11 protein-coding genes are annotated in these 15,046 nt (G+C 39.1%); all 11 read left to right on the top strand.

The annotated features are described in order from the left end of the window. Window positions 1-111: 111 nt before the first annotated feature. The 11 genes from A9267_RS04765 (at window position 112) to A9267_RS04715 (ending at window position 15,017) form a co-directional block, all read left to right on the top strand. Window positions 112-2,541, top strand: a complete 2,430-nt coding sequence (locus tag A9267_RS04765; protein WP_443018780.1) for a DNA polymerase II — start codon at window positions 112-114, stop codon at window positions 2,539-2,541. 223 nt (window positions 2,542-2,764) lie between these two features. Next, window positions 2,765-3,952 carry a porin gene (locus A9267_RS04760; protein WP_065108391.1) on the top strand — a complete coding sequence of 396 codons (1,188 nt, stop codon included), beginning with the start codon at window positions 2,765-2,767 and terminating at the stop codon, window positions 3,950-3,952. A 443-nt stretch (window positions 3,953-4,395) separates the two neighbouring features. Further along, the gene (locus tag A9267_RS04755; protein ID WP_065108390.1) at window positions 4,396-7,245 is read left to right on the top strand and encodes a TonB-dependent receptor; all 2,850 of its coding nucleotides are present in this window, start codon (window positions 4,396-4,398) and stop codon (window positions 7,243-7,245) included. Window positions 7,246-7,332: 87 nt separating this feature from the next. Then, entirely contained in the window at window positions 7,333-7,578 is a 246-nt protein-coding gene (locus A9267_RS04750) for a hypothetical protein (RefSeq protein ID WP_065108389.1), read from the top strand. Between the two features lie 447 nt (window positions 7,579-8,025). Then, on the top strand, window positions 8,026-8,808 hold the full coding sequence (locus tag A9267_RS04745) for a DUF3450 domain-containing protein (RefSeq protein WP_055023899.1): 783 nt from the start codon (window positions 8,026-8,028) through the stop codon (window positions 8,806-8,808). Continuing rightward, window positions 8,808-10,163: a MotA/TolQ/ExbB proton channel family protein gene (locus A9267_RS04740; RefSeq protein ID WP_055023898.1), complete on the top strand. Its 1,356-nt coding sequence runs from the start codon at window positions 8,808-8,810 to the stop codon at window positions 10,161-10,163. Before A9267_RS04745 ends, A9267_RS04740 begins: the two co-directional genes overlap by 1 nt. Continuing rightward, window positions 10,163-10,690: a MotA/TolQ/ExbB proton channel family protein gene (locus A9267_RS04735; protein ID WP_080915420.1), complete on the top strand. Its 528-nt coding sequence runs from the start codon at window positions 10,163-10,165 to the stop codon at window positions 10,688-10,690. Before A9267_RS04740 ends, A9267_RS04735 begins: the two co-directional genes overlap by 1 nt. Before the next feature lie 14 nt (window positions 10,691-10,704). Further along, window positions 10,705-11,109: an ExbD/TolR family protein gene (locus A9267_RS04730; protein WP_055023897.1), complete on the top strand. Its 405-nt coding sequence runs from the start codon at window positions 10,705-10,707 to the stop codon at window positions 11,107-11,109. Window position 11,110: 1 nt separating this feature from the next. Next, window positions 11,111-11,731 carry an energy transducer TonB gene (locus A9267_RS04725; protein ID WP_055023896.1) on the top strand — a complete coding sequence of 207 codons (621 nt, stop codon included), beginning with the start codon at window positions 11,111-11,113 and terminating at the stop codon, window positions 11,729-11,731. Further along, the gene (locus A9267_RS04720) at window positions 11,731-12,981 is read left to right on the top strand and encodes a tetratricopeptide repeat protein (protein WP_055023895.1); all 1,251 of its coding nucleotides are present in this window, start codon (window positions 11,731-11,733) and stop codon (window positions 12,979-12,981) included. Before A9267_RS04725 ends, A9267_RS04720 begins: the two co-directional genes overlap by 1 nt. 200 nt (window positions 12,982-13,181) lie before the next feature. Next, on the top strand, window positions 13,182-15,017 hold the full coding sequence (locus A9267_RS04715) for a DUF885 domain-containing protein (protein ID WP_065108388.1): 1,836 nt from the start codon (window positions 13,182-13,184) through the stop codon (window positions 15,015-15,017). Window positions 15,018-15,046 lie beyond the last annotated feature (29 nt).

Below are 15,046 nucleotides of genomic sequence, written 5' to 3'. Positions count from 1 at the left end.
TCGGATAATGAAGGGCTCGATCTTAGATGTTATGAATATCTATGGCTATGACCTTATTCAGTTAATCACACTCAATATGTAAAGTAATCTTGTTAATCCATGGACACTCAATTGCAAAAAAACACCCTAAAAGGGCTCGTACTCACCCGACACGCCATTTATCGACATGGCCGATTACTATTGCAGTATTTTATAAAAACAGCTGATGGTCCAGCAATCATTGAGGTGGAGCAGTCTGATGTTATTTGCTTTTGTAAGCAGATAGATTCTGAGTTCATTTTAAGTCATTTTAGTACTGGTATAAGAATTGAGCCGGTAAGCCTAAAAAGTTTTAATTACGAAGATGTTTCTTGTGTTTATGTAAAATCAACAACGATGTTAAAACAGGTGCTGCGCATTGCTAATGACGCTGGTATTGAAATTTATGAAGCAGATATTAGACCTGAACAACGTTTTTTAATAGAAAGATTTATAGCATTACAAGCTGAATTTGCCATTAGTGCTCCTTTATCACAGCTGCCGTATAACACTGATAACCATCCAAGGACTCACACTTACTTAGCAAGCAAAGCCAGAAGAACAGAAGTTAATGTGCCTGTCTCAATGGTGTCTTTAGATTTTGAATGCAGCCCAACTGGTGAACTGTATTCTGTTGGTTTATATGGTTCACATTCAGCGCTAGATGAGCAAACCGACCTTTATCAGAAAGTCATCATGGTAGGAGAGTCTGAATCAATAGATAACAAAAAGTTTGATAGCGACAAATTAAGCGATGATGACATTCTCTGGGTGAGTGATGAAGTCTCATTAATTAAAGCTCTGATAACTTGGTTCAAAGAGTATGACCCTGATGTCATTATTGGCTGGGCGGTGGTGACCTTTGATTTGGCGCTACTGTATAAGCGTTGTCAAATACATCAAATAGCATTATTAATCGGTCGCGATGAACAAGCGCTGACTTGGAAGGTGGAAGATAAGTATCGTCCTGAGACACTATCGCTGCCTGGACGGGTTGTACTTGATGGTATTGATTGGATAAAAGCGGCTTTTTATCAATTCGAGCGTTATTCACTAGAGCATGTTTCTCAGCACTTATTAAACGAAGGCAAAGCCATTGATCATGTTGAAAATCGTGGGCAAGAAATATGTCACCTTTTTGAGCACAACAAACAAGCATTAGCTTTTTATAACTTAACTGATTGTAGGTTAGTGTGGGATATCTTTAAAAAGACTCAATTACTGGCTTTTGCATTAGAAAGAGCAAAATTAACGGGTCTTGAGTTTGGGCGAGTAGGTGCCTCGGTCGCTGCATTTAATAACTTGTACTTACCGCATCTTCATAGAAGTGGATTTGTTGCACCAGCGAGAGCAGCCAGCAATGGTTTAGAATCTCCAGGTGGCTATGTTATGGACTCCATTCCAGGCTTTTATAAAGATGTATTAGTCCTCGATTTTAAAAGTTTGTACCCTTCAATAATACGTACCTTCTTAATTGACCCTAAAAGTCTTGTTGAAGCAAAATTTAACCCTTTAGAAGATGATGTTGACGGCTTTTTGGAAGCTAAGTTTAATCGTCATAATGCAATTTTACCTGGTCTTATTGCTAGTCTTTCTCTGCAAAGAGAAAAAGCAAAACAAGATAATGATAAACCTCTTTCTCAAGCAATTAAAATTATCATGAACTCTTTATATGGCGTTTTAGGCTCAAAAGGGTGCGTTTTTCATGACGCTAAACTGGCAAGTTCTATCACAATGCGTGGCCATCAAATTATGAAACAAACGAAAGTTTGGATTGAAGAATTGGGTTATAAGGTTATTTATGGTGATACAGACTCAACATTTGTGTGGTTGGGTGAAAAGCATCAAGTAAAAGATATCAACAAACTAGGAGAGCAACTAGCACATGATATGACAGTTAAGTGGCAACAGCGTTGTCTGGATGAATACGCTTTAACTAGTCATTTGGAGCTAGAATTCGAAAGTCATTTTAGTCAGTTTGTTATGCCGACCTTAAGAGGGTCAGAAGCTGGCAGTAAAAAGCGTTACGTCGGCGCATCAAAGGATGCCGAAGGGCAACTCTCTCTTACATTCAAAGGAATGGAGCAAGTAAGAAGCGATTGGAGCCCGTTAGCGAGAAGGATCCAATACCATTTGTATTTTTTATTGTTTTCTAATGGTGACGTTAAATCTTATCTATACGAGCAACTTGAGCAATTGGCTTTGGGGCAATTCGATAATGAGTTGATATTTAGAAAACGATTGAAACGTCATGTAGAAGAATATACCGCTAAATCCTCACCACACGTTAAAGCTGCCATTAGGCTTTGCCAGATCACAGGTGATAAGAATAAAGGTAGAAGAGGAGCATTAATTGAGTACCGAATGACATTGAATGGAGCTCAGCCTATTACTGCTGTAAATGAGTCAATAGATTATGACTATTACATCGAAAAACAGATAAAGCCGATAGCAGAGCCAGTTTTAGCCTTATTAGGGGAAGGGTTTGATAGTCTTAGTAGTCATCAGATAATGTTAATTTAGTGTTATTTGATATTGCGTTTGTGGTTATTCGTTACTATTTTTGAATAGTTTGGTAGTTGATTGTACTGTTTGATGTGTGTATTTAGTATATTCATACGGAAATTGCGCTCATTTCTTTGTTTCGTGATATTTCAGCATGCTAGCCTTTGTTGAAAGGATAATACAAACAAAATGGACTGTTACCAGCAACAATGATGAATTTAAAATGGGAAGGTTTAGCTCGATGAAAAAGACTTTAATCGCTTCGACACTAGCAGCAGTGATGTTCGTACCAACAGCTTCAGCAATTGAAATCTATAAAGATGACAAGAACTCAGTAGAAATTGGTGGCTTCATTGATGCACGTGTTTATCACGGTCAAGACACTACAGAAGTAGTCAATGGTGCATCACGCATTAACTTTGGTTTTGATCGCCAAATGGGCGATGGTTGGAATGCGTTTGCTAAACTAGAGTGGGGCGTAAATCCATTTGGTGACAGTGAAATTATTTATAACAATGACCAACTTTCTTATGAGAATGGTGACTTCTTATCGAACCGTTTAGGCTATGTAGGTGTAAACCATGATACATACGGTACGCTGACGATTGGTAAGCAATGGGGTGCTTGGTACGACGTCGTTTATAACACTAACTACGGTTTTGTTTGGGATGGTGATGCTTCTGGTACTTACACATATAACAAAGGTGATGGTTCTGTAAACGGTACTGGTCGTGGTGATAAAACGGTTCAATACCGTAATGCATTTGGTGACTTCAGCTTTGCAGTTCAAGCTCAGTTAAAACAAGATGAGTTTGACGTATTATCAGATGGAAGTATTGGTGACGAGCCTGTGGCTCCGTTGATCAGTGCTCAACAAACTGTTGCGACAATCGAATATAACAACACTTATGGCTTAGCCCTTACTTACCAAGCTACCGATAATTTTGTTGTGACTGCCGGTGTGAACGTTGGTGAGTTCAAAGGTGAAACTATCGAAAACGAAAAAATCGAAGAAACTGACATCATTTATGGCTTTGGTTTGACATATGGCGGTGGCTGGGATGCTGAAGGCTTATATGCTGCTGCAAACTACAGTAAACAAGAATTCCACGATACTGACAATTTAGGTCGCTTAATTTCTGAAGCATATGGTGTTGAGACGTTAGTATCATACCGCTTTGATAACAACATCCGTGCATTTCTTTCATACAACATCTTAGATGCTGGTGACGAATATAAAGCGGAATACAACGGTGATACTTTCAAACGTCAATTCACGGTTGCTGGTTTGCATTACATCTGGGATGCCAACACTGTAATTTATATTGAAGGTCGTATTGATAGTAGTGACTTCAGTGGTAGTGAAGAAGCTGCTATGAAATTATCAGATGATGATGGTATCGGTTTCGGTATCAGATATACGCTTTAGTAGTTTAATCACTGATAAAAAGCACCCGAAAGGGTGCTTTTTTTTTGTTTAGAATAAAAAAGATGAAGTTAAATGTTAAAACTTTGTACCAATAAGTATGTATTTCACCATTTGCAATGAAATGAAGCTGTTTAAATATCGTTCATTTGAAAACAAAATGTTAATAAGCTTAGTTCTGATTGGTAATAAATAAAACTGTTACCTATCAATGTCTTATGGTTTTGCGGTAGTTATATCATCTGATACTGTCCACTAAAATGGACAGATTAACTACCATTATCAAGGAAACTCTCGTTATGTTAATGAAACATATGTTGAATTAATGTTTCATTTGTGATTTTATTGCTCTTGAAATGTAGTAGCGGTGTAATTCGCACACATTCACCAGCTTGGTTTTACCGAGTTTGGAAAATAAGAAAGATATAAGTCCAGGGAGATTGACAATGCATAAGAATTTATTAGCTAAATCAGTGCGTCTAGCAATGATTAGCGGTGCGGCTGCGGCGGCATTCACCACTCCAGTAGCATTTGCTGCTGAAGAAGGTGAAAAAGTTGAACGCATCGAAGTTACCGGTTCACGAATCAAACGTGTTGACATGGAAGGTGCTAACCCTGTCCAAGTTATTACGCGTGAAGATCTTGTTGAATCAGGTATTTCTAACATCGGTGATATCTTACAAGAAATTCCTGCAGTTGCTGGTGCAGCAACTAACACTGCTATTAACAACGGTGGTTCTGGTGCAGTACGTGTTTCTTTACGTGGTTTAGGTAGCGCAAGAACATTGGTACTTGTTAACGGCCGTCGTATGGTTAACTCAGGTACTGGTGCTAACGCATCTGCTGACTTAAGTACTATTCCTGTTGCAATCATTAAACGTGTTGAAGTGTTAAAAGACGGTGCTTCAGCTGTTTATGGTTCTGATGCAATTGCTGGTGTTGTAAACATCATCACTCGTAATGATTTTGAAGGTTTCGAAGCTAACGTTTCTTATGACGGTTCTACTGAGAACTGGGATGGCGAAACTAAAACTGTAGATTTCACAGTTGGTGTAAGTAGTGACAAAGCAAATGCGGTAGTAAGTGCATATTACACAGAGCAAACAGAGCAAATGTCTGGTGACCGTGATTGGTCAGCTTTTGAATATGACTTAAACCCAGCCACTGGCGAGTTAGATAAAGGCGGTTCTTCTGCGCCACCATGGGGTCGTTATAACGGCGTAAACAATGGCATTGATGACGCAACTTGTAATTCATTTACTCATGGCGCAGCTAATGGCCCTGGTCAATCTAATCCTTCTGATTTCACAAACCCTACAGGGTATGATTGCTGGGATTGGGATAAAGATACTTATAACTATGCACCTGCAAACTATCACTTAACGCCTCAAGAGCGTTACGGTATGTATGCATCTGCTGAATATCGCTTTAATGATTCTGTGCGTTTCTTCTCAGAAGTCTCATTTAACCGTCGTTCATCTAAAACTAAACTTGCTCCATTACCATTAGCACCTCTTGCATTCTTCGGTTGGACAGATGCAACTTACTCTGCTGACAACTATTGGAACCAACAGTTAGGTCCTAAGAATGACAATGGCGAGACAGTTGATATTGCTGATTGGCGTCGTCGTATGGTTGAAACTGGTGGACGTGATTCAACATTCGAAGTTGATACTGTACGTGGTGTATTTGGTATCGCTGGTGAGTTTGCTGACACTTGGGGTTATGAAGTGTCTTACGTTTACGGTCAAAACTCATCTAGCACAGCCGGTGCAGGTGGTGTTAACTTTGAAAAAGTTAGCTTAGCTGTAGGTCCATCGTTTATGGATGCAAATGGCGATATTGTTTGTGGTACTGCTGATGCTCCTATCGCTGATTGTGTTTCTTTAAATACATTTGGTATTCCAGGTACAGATACTCAAGTATCTCAAGAAATGCTTGATTATATTACGTTCGAAGCACATGACTTAGGTTCTAATGAACAAACAGTGTTAAGTGCTAGTGTATTTGGTGATGCATTTGAGCTTCCTGCTGGTCCAGTAGGTATGGTATTTGGTGCTGAGCACCGTGAAGAGGAAGGCGCAGATTTACCAGATGCATTAATTGCACTTGGTATTACTAGTGGTTCAAGCCGCCAAAAAACTCAAGGTAGCTACGAAGTTGATGAGCTTTATGCAGAAATGAACTTCCCATTACTATCTGGTGTAGTTGGTGCTGAAAGCTTAGAAATTGACGGTGCAATCCGTTATTCTGATTACAGTACATTTGGTGACACAACTAACTATAAACTTGGTCTTCGTTGGCTTCCAATTGATGGATTAATGTTCCGTGGTACTGTTTCTACAGCATTCCGTGCACCATCTACGAGTGAGTTGTTCGCTGGTAACTCTGATAACAGTCCTTTAGTTTCAGATAAGTGTGCTACAAATCCGACTCCTTTCTGTATCGCTGATGGCGTTCCAGCAGGCGGTTTTGAGCCTATTGGTGACCAATTATCTTCAACTCTAGGTGGTAATGAAGATTTAACACCTGAAGAGGCAGATACTGTAACTATCGGTGCTGTTTGGAGCCCAAGTTTTGTTGATAATTTATCATTTACGCTTGATTACTGGGATATCGATTTAGATAACGCAATTTCTACAATTGGTGAACAGTTAATTTTAGATAAATGTGCTGAAGAAGGTACTTACTGTGACTTAATTACTCGTTATGGACCTGAATTCCCAGGTTTATATGGTAACTCAAGTGATATTGATAATCGTAACATTAACGTGGGTGGAGTACATTCATCAGGTTATGATTTCAATGCTCAATACAGTATTGAAACTGGTATCGGTGATTTAAGCTTCGTTCTAGATACTACATACTATGACACTTACGAAATCACTCAAGCTGATGGTTCAACGATTGAAAACGCTGGTTGGTTCCGTCGTACAAGTGGTGATGGTAACTTCCCTGAGTGGAAAACTAACTTCAACATTAACTTAGCACAAGATAACTGGTCAGCTAACTGGAAGATCCGTTACATTGGTGAAGCATTAGAGCCATTTGATGCTAACAATGATGGTTCTACAGATCTTGATGATTTAAGTGATTCTCGTACAGTTGATAGCCAAACGGTACATGATGCACGCTTTACTTATTACTTTGATAACGTAAGTACTACTATTGGAGTCAGCAACGTATTTGACCAAGACCCACCATATGCGGCGACTGGTTTCAATGACAATACTGACCCACGTACATATGCTACAACAGGTAGACACTTGTACTTAGGTGTTGGCGTTAAGTTCTAAAATTAGTTTTTAAATAAATTTAGTAAGTAAATCTGATAGACATGGTTTGAAAAAACCATGTCTTTTTTCAATTTAATGGAGTAAAACATGGATAAATTTACAGCTTTAATCTTGTTGATTTTATTATCTGGCTGCGCAGCACAGAATACTGATGATACCGTCAGTTACAATGATGAAGACTTAGTATGTGAATATGTAGCGAAAACAGGGAGTAATTTGAAAAGAAAAACTTGTATGACGCGCGAGTTATCAGACGAACTTAGAAAAGAGAGTGAACAAGATTTACGAGAAGCATGGAGAAAAGGGCAAACACAAGCTCATACTAATATATGATCAATCATTTTTTTGACAAAAATCCTAATACGAACTTGTATTGGGATTTTTTGTTTTTATATTTATATTAGTTTTATTCTATTTTAGATGAACTTAGTTATTTACCTTATAAATTAAATGACTTAATAATTGATAAAATTCAAGCTAGTCACCAAGATTCCAACTCTATTTCAGTCTCACTTTGCTTAAAAATACAACGTTCGACTAATCAAGAGCGTTTAACACGTCTTTCCAGTAGTTTTTGATGTTCTCAAATGTTGACACAGGTCAACATTTTGTGAAATGATGCGAGCGGGTCTATGCCTTAGCAGGTATAGAATAGGGAAGAAAAAACTAACAATCACAAGAGAAAGATAGACTTAGCAGTATCAGTCAGGATTAACAATATAATCCTAGTTGTTACTCATTAGTTAAGCTTTCTAAATCACTATAAATTGGTTGGGAACTATGTCCAAGGTAAGCAATAGAACAAAAATCGCTACTGCACTTGTTGGCGCGCTTGCATTAGCTAGCAGCAACTTCGTGATTGCAGATCCTCTAAGCGATGTACAAAAAGCTGATAGCAAAATTCATGCTGATGCAGCTGCATCTCAAAACAAAGTAGATAAATATTTTGATCAAGCACAAGACATGCTTTTCGAGTATGGCTCAGTAGCTGACGAACGTGAATCACTAAAATCTTACAACGATTACGTTGCAGGCTTAGTTGCAGACCAAGAAGCAACAATGAAACTGATCCAAGACGATATCGACGGTGTTGATGCTCTTAGACAAGGTGTTGTTCCTTTAATGTTTAAAATGGTTGAAGCATTAGAGCAATTTATTGCTTTAGACTTGCCATTCAATCAAGACGCACGTGAAGCTCGTGTTCAACGCTTAAAAGATACTCTTAACAGCGCTGAAGTAACACTAGCTGAAAAATATCGTCTAATTCTTGACGCATATAACATTGAACGTGAATACGGTTCAAAGTTAATTGCTGAAACAGGTCAATTAGAGCTAGATGGCAAAGAAGTCTTAGTAGATTTCTTAAACTTTGGCCGTGTTAGCTTATATGCGCAAAGCCAAGATCAAAAGTCGGCTTGGATGTATAACGAAGAATCTAAAAGCTGGGATAAGTTAGAAGATAGCTATCTTCGTAACTTAAGCAAAGCAATTAAACAGGCTCGTGGACAAGGTGCTCCTGATCTATTCGCCTTACCAATCCCTGCTGCGGAGGCTGCGCAATAATGAAAAAGTTTATTACTACAGCAATCGTTGCTGCAACTTTGTCTCTAACTTCAGGAATGGTTAGTGCTGCTGATGCACCAAAGACGATTGACCAATTATTAAAACAAGTACAAACAGATCGTGCTAACGCGAATAAGACTAACAAAAAGCGTGAAGCTGAATTTTTAAATGAGCGTGGCGATAAAGCCGCTCTTTTAAAGCGTGAAAAAGCGGCTTTAGCTGCTGAAGTTCAACGTGGTAAAGATTTAGCTCAAGCTTTCACTGACAACGAACGTAAAATCGCTCAGTTAGAAGAAGATCGTAAAATTGCTTCTGGTGACTTAGGTGAAATGTTCGGTGTAGTTAAAGGTGAAGCTGGTGATTTCGCAGGTAAGTTAGTTGCTTCTAACATTACTGCTCAGTTCCCAGGCCGTGACGCATTTATTGCTGAACTAGGTGCTCGTAAAGAACTTCCAAAAATTGACGAGTTAGAGCAATTCTGGGAAGCACAACTTTTTGAAATGGTTGAATCTGGCAAAGTTGTTAATTTCGACGCTGAAGTAACAGGTTTGGACGGTAACGTTCATACAACAACAGTTACTCGTGTTGGTGCATACAACTTACTTGCTGATGGCCAATATGTTGTTTACAACGCTGATTTAGGCTTGATTCAAGAACTATCTCAACAACCTGGTAGTGCACAAGTTTCTAGTGTTAAATCATTCACTAGCGCAACTTCTGGTTACGAAAAATTATTCGTTGACCCGGCTCGTGGTGTTCTACTAAGCGTGTTCACACAAAAAGCGACTATTGAAGAGCGTATTGAAGCTGGTGGACCAATTGGTTACATCATTATCGGTATTCTTGTTCTTGGTGCGTTGATTTCTATCGAACGTCTAGTAACGCTTTACATCGTAGGTTCACAAGTTAAAGCACAACGTAAGAACATCGATAATCCTGGTAACAACGCGTTAGGTCGTGTACTTAAAGTTTACCAAGAAAACAAAGATGTTGATGTTGAAACACTTGAACTTAAGCTTGACGAAGCTATTCTGAAAGAAACACCAGCTTTAGAAGCTCGTATTTCAATCATTAAAGTACTGGCAGCTATCGCTCCAATGATGGGTCTACTAGGTACAGTAACTGGTATGATTGCAACCTTCCAAACAATTCAATTGTTCGGTACAGGTGACCCACGCTTAATGGCTGGTGGTATTTCTATGGCATTGATGACAACCGTTCAAGGTCTAGTTGCTGCACTTCCATTGATGCTTATGCATGCAATCGTTGTAGCTCGTAGTAAAACAGTTGTTCAAGTTCTTGAAGAGCAAAGTGCTGGTATTATCGCAGTACATGCTGAGAAGAGGGCTGACTAATGATGCTAATCCTGATGGATGTTTGGGACTCTGTCAGGGGCTTCATGGCCACCGGAGGAGATATCCTCTGGTTGGTTGCAGGTGTTTTATTCTTAATGTGGGTATTGATGCTCGAGCGCTTTTGGTACGTCAATTGGGTAGCACCAAAAGAGCATAAAGGCATTATCGACTTATGGAATAATCGAGAGGATTCTACCTCTTGGTATGCGCACCGTATCCGTGAAGCTTGGATGTCCCAAGCAAAACAAGATATGAATGCTCGTATGCTGATGATCAAAACCTTAGTAGCAATCTGTCCTATGATAGGTCTACTAGGAACCGTAACCGGTATGATAGCAGTGTTCGATGTGATGGCAGTTCATGGTACGAGTAACGCTCGTATGATGGCGGCTGGTATTTCAATGGCAACCATGCCAACGATGGCAGGAATGGTTGCAGCATTATCTGGTGTATTTTTTAGCACTCGATTAGATGCAAAAATGAAAATCAGTCTTGAAAAGCTTAAAGATAGCTTGCCGCACCACTAGAGAGAGTATTTAAAATGGCACGTAAAAAGCATTTAAATGTAGAAGAAGAAGCACAAGTAGATATGACTCCGATGCTCGACATCGTATTCATTATGCTTATCTTCTTTATTGTGACGACTTCGTTCATTAAGCCATCAGGCCTTGATTACAAGAAACCTGAAGCTTCTACGGCGACACAACAAAAATCTGCGAACATCTTTATTGGTGTTAGTAAGACTGGCGTTATCAAAATGGAAAACCGTCAGGTTGACATTGAGCGTGTAACAGCAAACGTTGAGCGTATGTTAGCTGAAGCACCTGAAGCGGCGGTATTAATCGAAGCAGACCAAGAAGCCGAACATGGCCTTGTTGTTAAAGTAATGGACAACGTTAAGAAAGCGGGTATCGATAAAATTTCGATTTCAGCGGGGAAAGACTAATATGCTGAGAGCAATAGTATCACTCATTTTAGGTGCTGCTGTTACTTTCGCCTTGTTTATCTTCATGGCCTTCTTGGTCGGTGGCGGCGCTAAGCGCGCCGACACCAAAACTGATTCTCCTATTATTGAGATCAGTATGGAGAAGCAGGATACGAAAGTTCAGGATAAGCCAAGGGTCAAACCTAAGCCGCCAGCGCCACCTGAGCAACCGCCTAAGCCGGAAACTACTCCGCCAGATACGTCATCAGATATTGATACGAATATGGCATTTAACATGAGTGGTGTAGTGGCTGGTGGTGCGAGCACAGGCTTTAAACTCGGTAATATGATGACGCGTGACGGCGACGCAACACCAATTGTACGTATTGATCCTCAGTACCCAATTGCTGCTGCTCGTGATGGTAAAGAAGGTTATGTACAACTTTCGTTTACTATTAACGAACTAGGCGGAATCGAAGACGTTAAAGTTATAAAAGCAGAACCTAAGCGTATTTTCGACAGAGAAGCAGTTAGAGCTCTGAAGAAATGGAAATACAAGCCTAAAATCATTGATGGTAAGGCGATGAAGGTTCCTGGCATGACAGTTCAACTTGACTTCACTCTAGATAAAGGAGGTAGATAATGCGTAAAGTAAATACAATAGCTAGTGCATTAATGCTGACTTTATGTAGTACTTCTTTATTGGCTGTTTCAACCGCGCAAGCTGCTGAAAAATGTCCAATCGAAGAGCGTCAATCAAGAGCTGTTGGTGCAAGTGCTGGTAAAAAAGTTCAAAGAGCATTTGAAAGATATACAGAAGGTCAACTTGACGAAGCCATTGAGATCTTACTCGAAGTCAATACAAAAAATGATTTCGACAAAGCTTATATTGGTCGCATGATTGGCTCTTTCTATGCTGAAAAAGGTCAAATGAGTACCGCTATTAAGTACTTAAAGACTGCTGTAGATGCTGATATTCTTGGTGGTACAGATCACGCTGCAACATTACGTTTGTATGCTGATTTATTACTTCAAGAAAAACAGTTTAAGGAAGCGATTCCTTACTACTACAAGTGGATGGATTTCACTTGTAAAGTTGACCCAATAGTATACCGCCGTGTTGGTATTGCTTACAGTGAACTTAAGCAGTGGGATAAAGTACTTGAAGTGGCTGACAAAGGTCTTTCCTTGATGGAAAAACCTGATAAAGGCCTTTATCAAATGAAATTGACTTCATACTTCAACCAAAAGAAGTATAAAGAGGCTGTAAAAGTACTAGAGATTATGGTGCCTTTATTCCAAGACGATAAACGTCTATGGGTTCAGCTTGCTCAGTTCTATTTGATGACTGAAGATTATACTAAATCTTTAGCAACTTATGATTTAGCTTATAAAAATGGTTTTCTTGAGACTGATGGTAACATCACTCGTTTAGCTCAACTTATGTCGCAAAATGGTGCGCCTTATAATGCTGCTAAAATTTATGAAAAGCATATGAAGTCTGGTTTGATTAAAGAGTCTGAAAAGTCTATTAAAATCTTAGCTGGTTTCTATCATAACGCTAAAGAGTTCAAGCAAGCAGCTAAACTATATGGTCAAGCTGCTGAGTTAACTGGAGATGCTGAGTTGTACCTTAAACAAGGTAAAATCTTAGCTATCGCTGAACAGCCTAAAGCTGCAATTCCAGTGTTTGAAAAAGCACTTGCAGCTGGTTTAGATGAGCCAGGTGATGCTGAACTTGAGCTAACGTTAGCTCACTTAAGCCTAAAGCAATATAAATCTGCTTATAAACGTGCCAATCGAGCTGCTAAACACAGCAAGACAAAACGTAGCGCAAATAGCTATATTTCTTATATCAAAGAAAAAGCACGTATCAATAACATTACTTTGTAAGTTTGTTGATATCGAAAAGCCCCTTATGGGGCTTTTTTTTTACTTTTAATTTATGGTTTATACCTTAGGTAACTTGTTATTCTAAGTTACAATTTATCGTTAGAGAAATTCACTAAATTTAGATAAATTACACATAATAACTACAAAGTATCGGATCATTTTTTGGTAATACGTTTATTACCATCCATAGGGAAATTATTATGCAAAAAACGCTACTCGCCGTATCAGTTTCATCACTTATGTTGTTGCAAGCTTGCAGTGAACCCGAAGTAACCTCTACTCCTGCTAATGCTGTGACAACAGAAACTGCTGCCAAAGCGGTTACAGAGCAATCAGCTGAATATATTTACAAAGCAATGGCTGACAATTATTTTAATGATGTACTTGCTTTAGAGCCTATCTACGCAACCTATGTTGGTGTTAATGATTACAATGACCAATTTGGTGGCGCGTTAACAGAAGAATATTTAAAACAGCGTCATGAGCTGAATTCAAAATATTTAAAACAAGCCAAAGCAATAGATGCTGATAAGTTACCTAAAAATCTGCAACTCAGCTTCGATATGTTTATTTATGATAGGCATATGGATCTTGTTGCTGAAAGTTATCCCGAACATTTCATGCCGATGAATCAGTTCTATAGCACTGTGATTAGCATGGTGCAATTGGGTAGTGGTGAAAGTGCGCAACCTTTTAAAACAGTAGAAGATTATCAAAACTGGTTAGGCCGCTTATCTGGCTTCATCAATTGGGTTAAGTTAGCTCAAGTAAGAATGGATGAAGGTATTAAGAGCAAAGTTGTACTGCCTAAAGTGCTTGTTGAAAGAATAATTCCACAACTTGATGCTCAATTAGTTGAAACTGCCAGCGATAGTTTGTTTTACACGCCAATTTCATCTTTACCTGAAAACTTCAGTGAACAAGATAAAGCTGCGTTAACCAAGGAATATACTGCCCTTATCCAAGATGAGCTTCTACCGTCACTGACCCAATTAAGAGATTATTTTAAAGATACCTATTTACCGCATGCTCGCGCATCTGACGGTTGGTGGGGATTACCGAATGGTAAGGAATGGTATCAGACATTAGCTAATCGTCACACAACAACGACCATGCCTGTTGACGAAATCCATCAAATTGGTCTTTCTGAGGTAAGTCGAATTTTATCTGAAATGGATAAAGTGCGAGAGCAAGTTGGTTTTGAAGGCGATTTAACAGCATTTTTTGCATCGCTATCAAGCGAACCTGAATATTTCTTTGAAGATAGACAAGGTTTAATTGATGGGTACATGGCATTAAAAGACAGTATTAATAAAGAGCTGCCTAAGTACTTTAATGTCATGCCAAAAGCTGACTACATTGTTAAACCTGTTGAAAGCTTTAGAGAAAAATCAGCAGCAGGTGCTTCATATCAGTCGCCTGCGGTTGATGGTTCTCGTCCAGGTGTGTTTTATATCAATACTTATAATTTGAAGGCTCAACCTAAATGGGGTATGACGACTTTATCACTGCATGAAGCAGCTCCTGGACATCATTTCCAAATTGCGATTAAGCAAGAATTAACGGGAATCCCTGAATTTCAACGCTTTCAGGGCTATACGGCATTTGAAGAAGGTTGGGCGTTATACGCTGAGTACTTAGGTATAGAAATGGGGTTATTCAAAGACCCATATCAATATTTTGGTAAATTATCTGATGAAATGCTAAGAGCGATGCGTCTTGTAGTTGATACAGGCTTACATTCAAAAGGCTGGAGTCGTGAGCAAGCTATTCAGTATATGAAAGATAACTCTCCAATGGCTGAATCAGATATTGTTGCTGAAGTTGAGCGCTATATGGCGATTCCCGGACAAGCACTTTCGTATAAGATCGGTCAGCTTACGATATTAAAATTACGAGCCGATGCAGAGTCAGAATTAGGTGACAAGTTTGACCTTAAAGGTTTTCATGATCAAATCTTAACCACTGGTTCATTGCCTATGGCTGTGATGGAGAAAAAGATTGCACGTTGGGTCGAATCTGAATTGGCAAAATAACGAATAACTGTTAGCTTGTTAGTTGAATA

Origin of the sequence: Shewanella sp. UCD-FRSSP16_17 (assembly GCF_001675935.1) — a bacterium.
Classification (GTDB): domain Bacteria; phylum Pseudomonadota; class Gammaproteobacteria; order Enterobacterales; family Shewanellaceae; genus Shewanella; species Shewanella japonica.
Note: the sequence above shows the minus strand (reverse complement) of the source record. Positions and strands in the feature narration are given on the sequence as shown.

Excerpts from the sequence above, each read along its gene's own strand:
- A9267_RS04715 (WP_065108388.1), top strand. The coding sequence starts at position 13,182 with ATGCAAAAAACGCTACTCGCCGTATCAGTTTCATCACTTATGTTGTTG.
- A9267_RS04740 (WP_055023898.1), top strand. The coding sequence starts at position 8,808 with ATGAAAAAGTTTATTACTACAGCAATCGTTGCTGCAACTTTGTCTCTA.
- A9267_RS04755 (WP_065108390.1), top strand. The coding sequence starts at position 4,396 with ATGCATAAGAATTTATTAGCTAAATCAGTGCGTCTAGCAATGATTAGC.
- A9267_RS04750 (WP_065108389.1), top strand. The coding sequence starts at position 7,333 with ATGGATAAATTTACAGCTTTAATCTTGTTGATTTTATTATCTGGCTGC.
- A9267_RS04725 (WP_055023896.1), top strand. The coding sequence starts at position 11,111 with ATGCTGAGAGCAATAGTATCACTCATTTTAGGTGCTGCTGTTACTTTC.
- A9267_RS04720 (WP_055023895.1), top strand. The coding sequence starts at position 11,731 with ATGCGTAAAGTAAATACAATAGCTAGTGCATTAATGCTGACTTTATGT.
- A9267_RS04730 (WP_055023897.1), top strand. The coding sequence starts at position 10,705 with ATGGCACGTAAAAAGCATTTAAATGTAGAAGAAGAAGCACAAGTAGAT.
- A9267_RS04745 (WP_055023899.1), top strand. The coding sequence starts at position 8,026 with ATGTCCAAGGTAAGCAATAGAACAAAAATCGCTACTGCACTTGTTGGC.
- A9267_RS04735 (WP_080915420.1), top strand. The coding sequence starts at position 10,163 with ATGATGCTAATCCTGATGGATGTTTGGGACTCTGTCAGGGGCTTCATG.
- A9267_RS04760 (WP_065108391.1), top strand. The coding sequence starts at position 2,765 with ATGAAAAAGACTTTAATCGCTTCGACACTAGCAGCAGTGATGTTCGTA.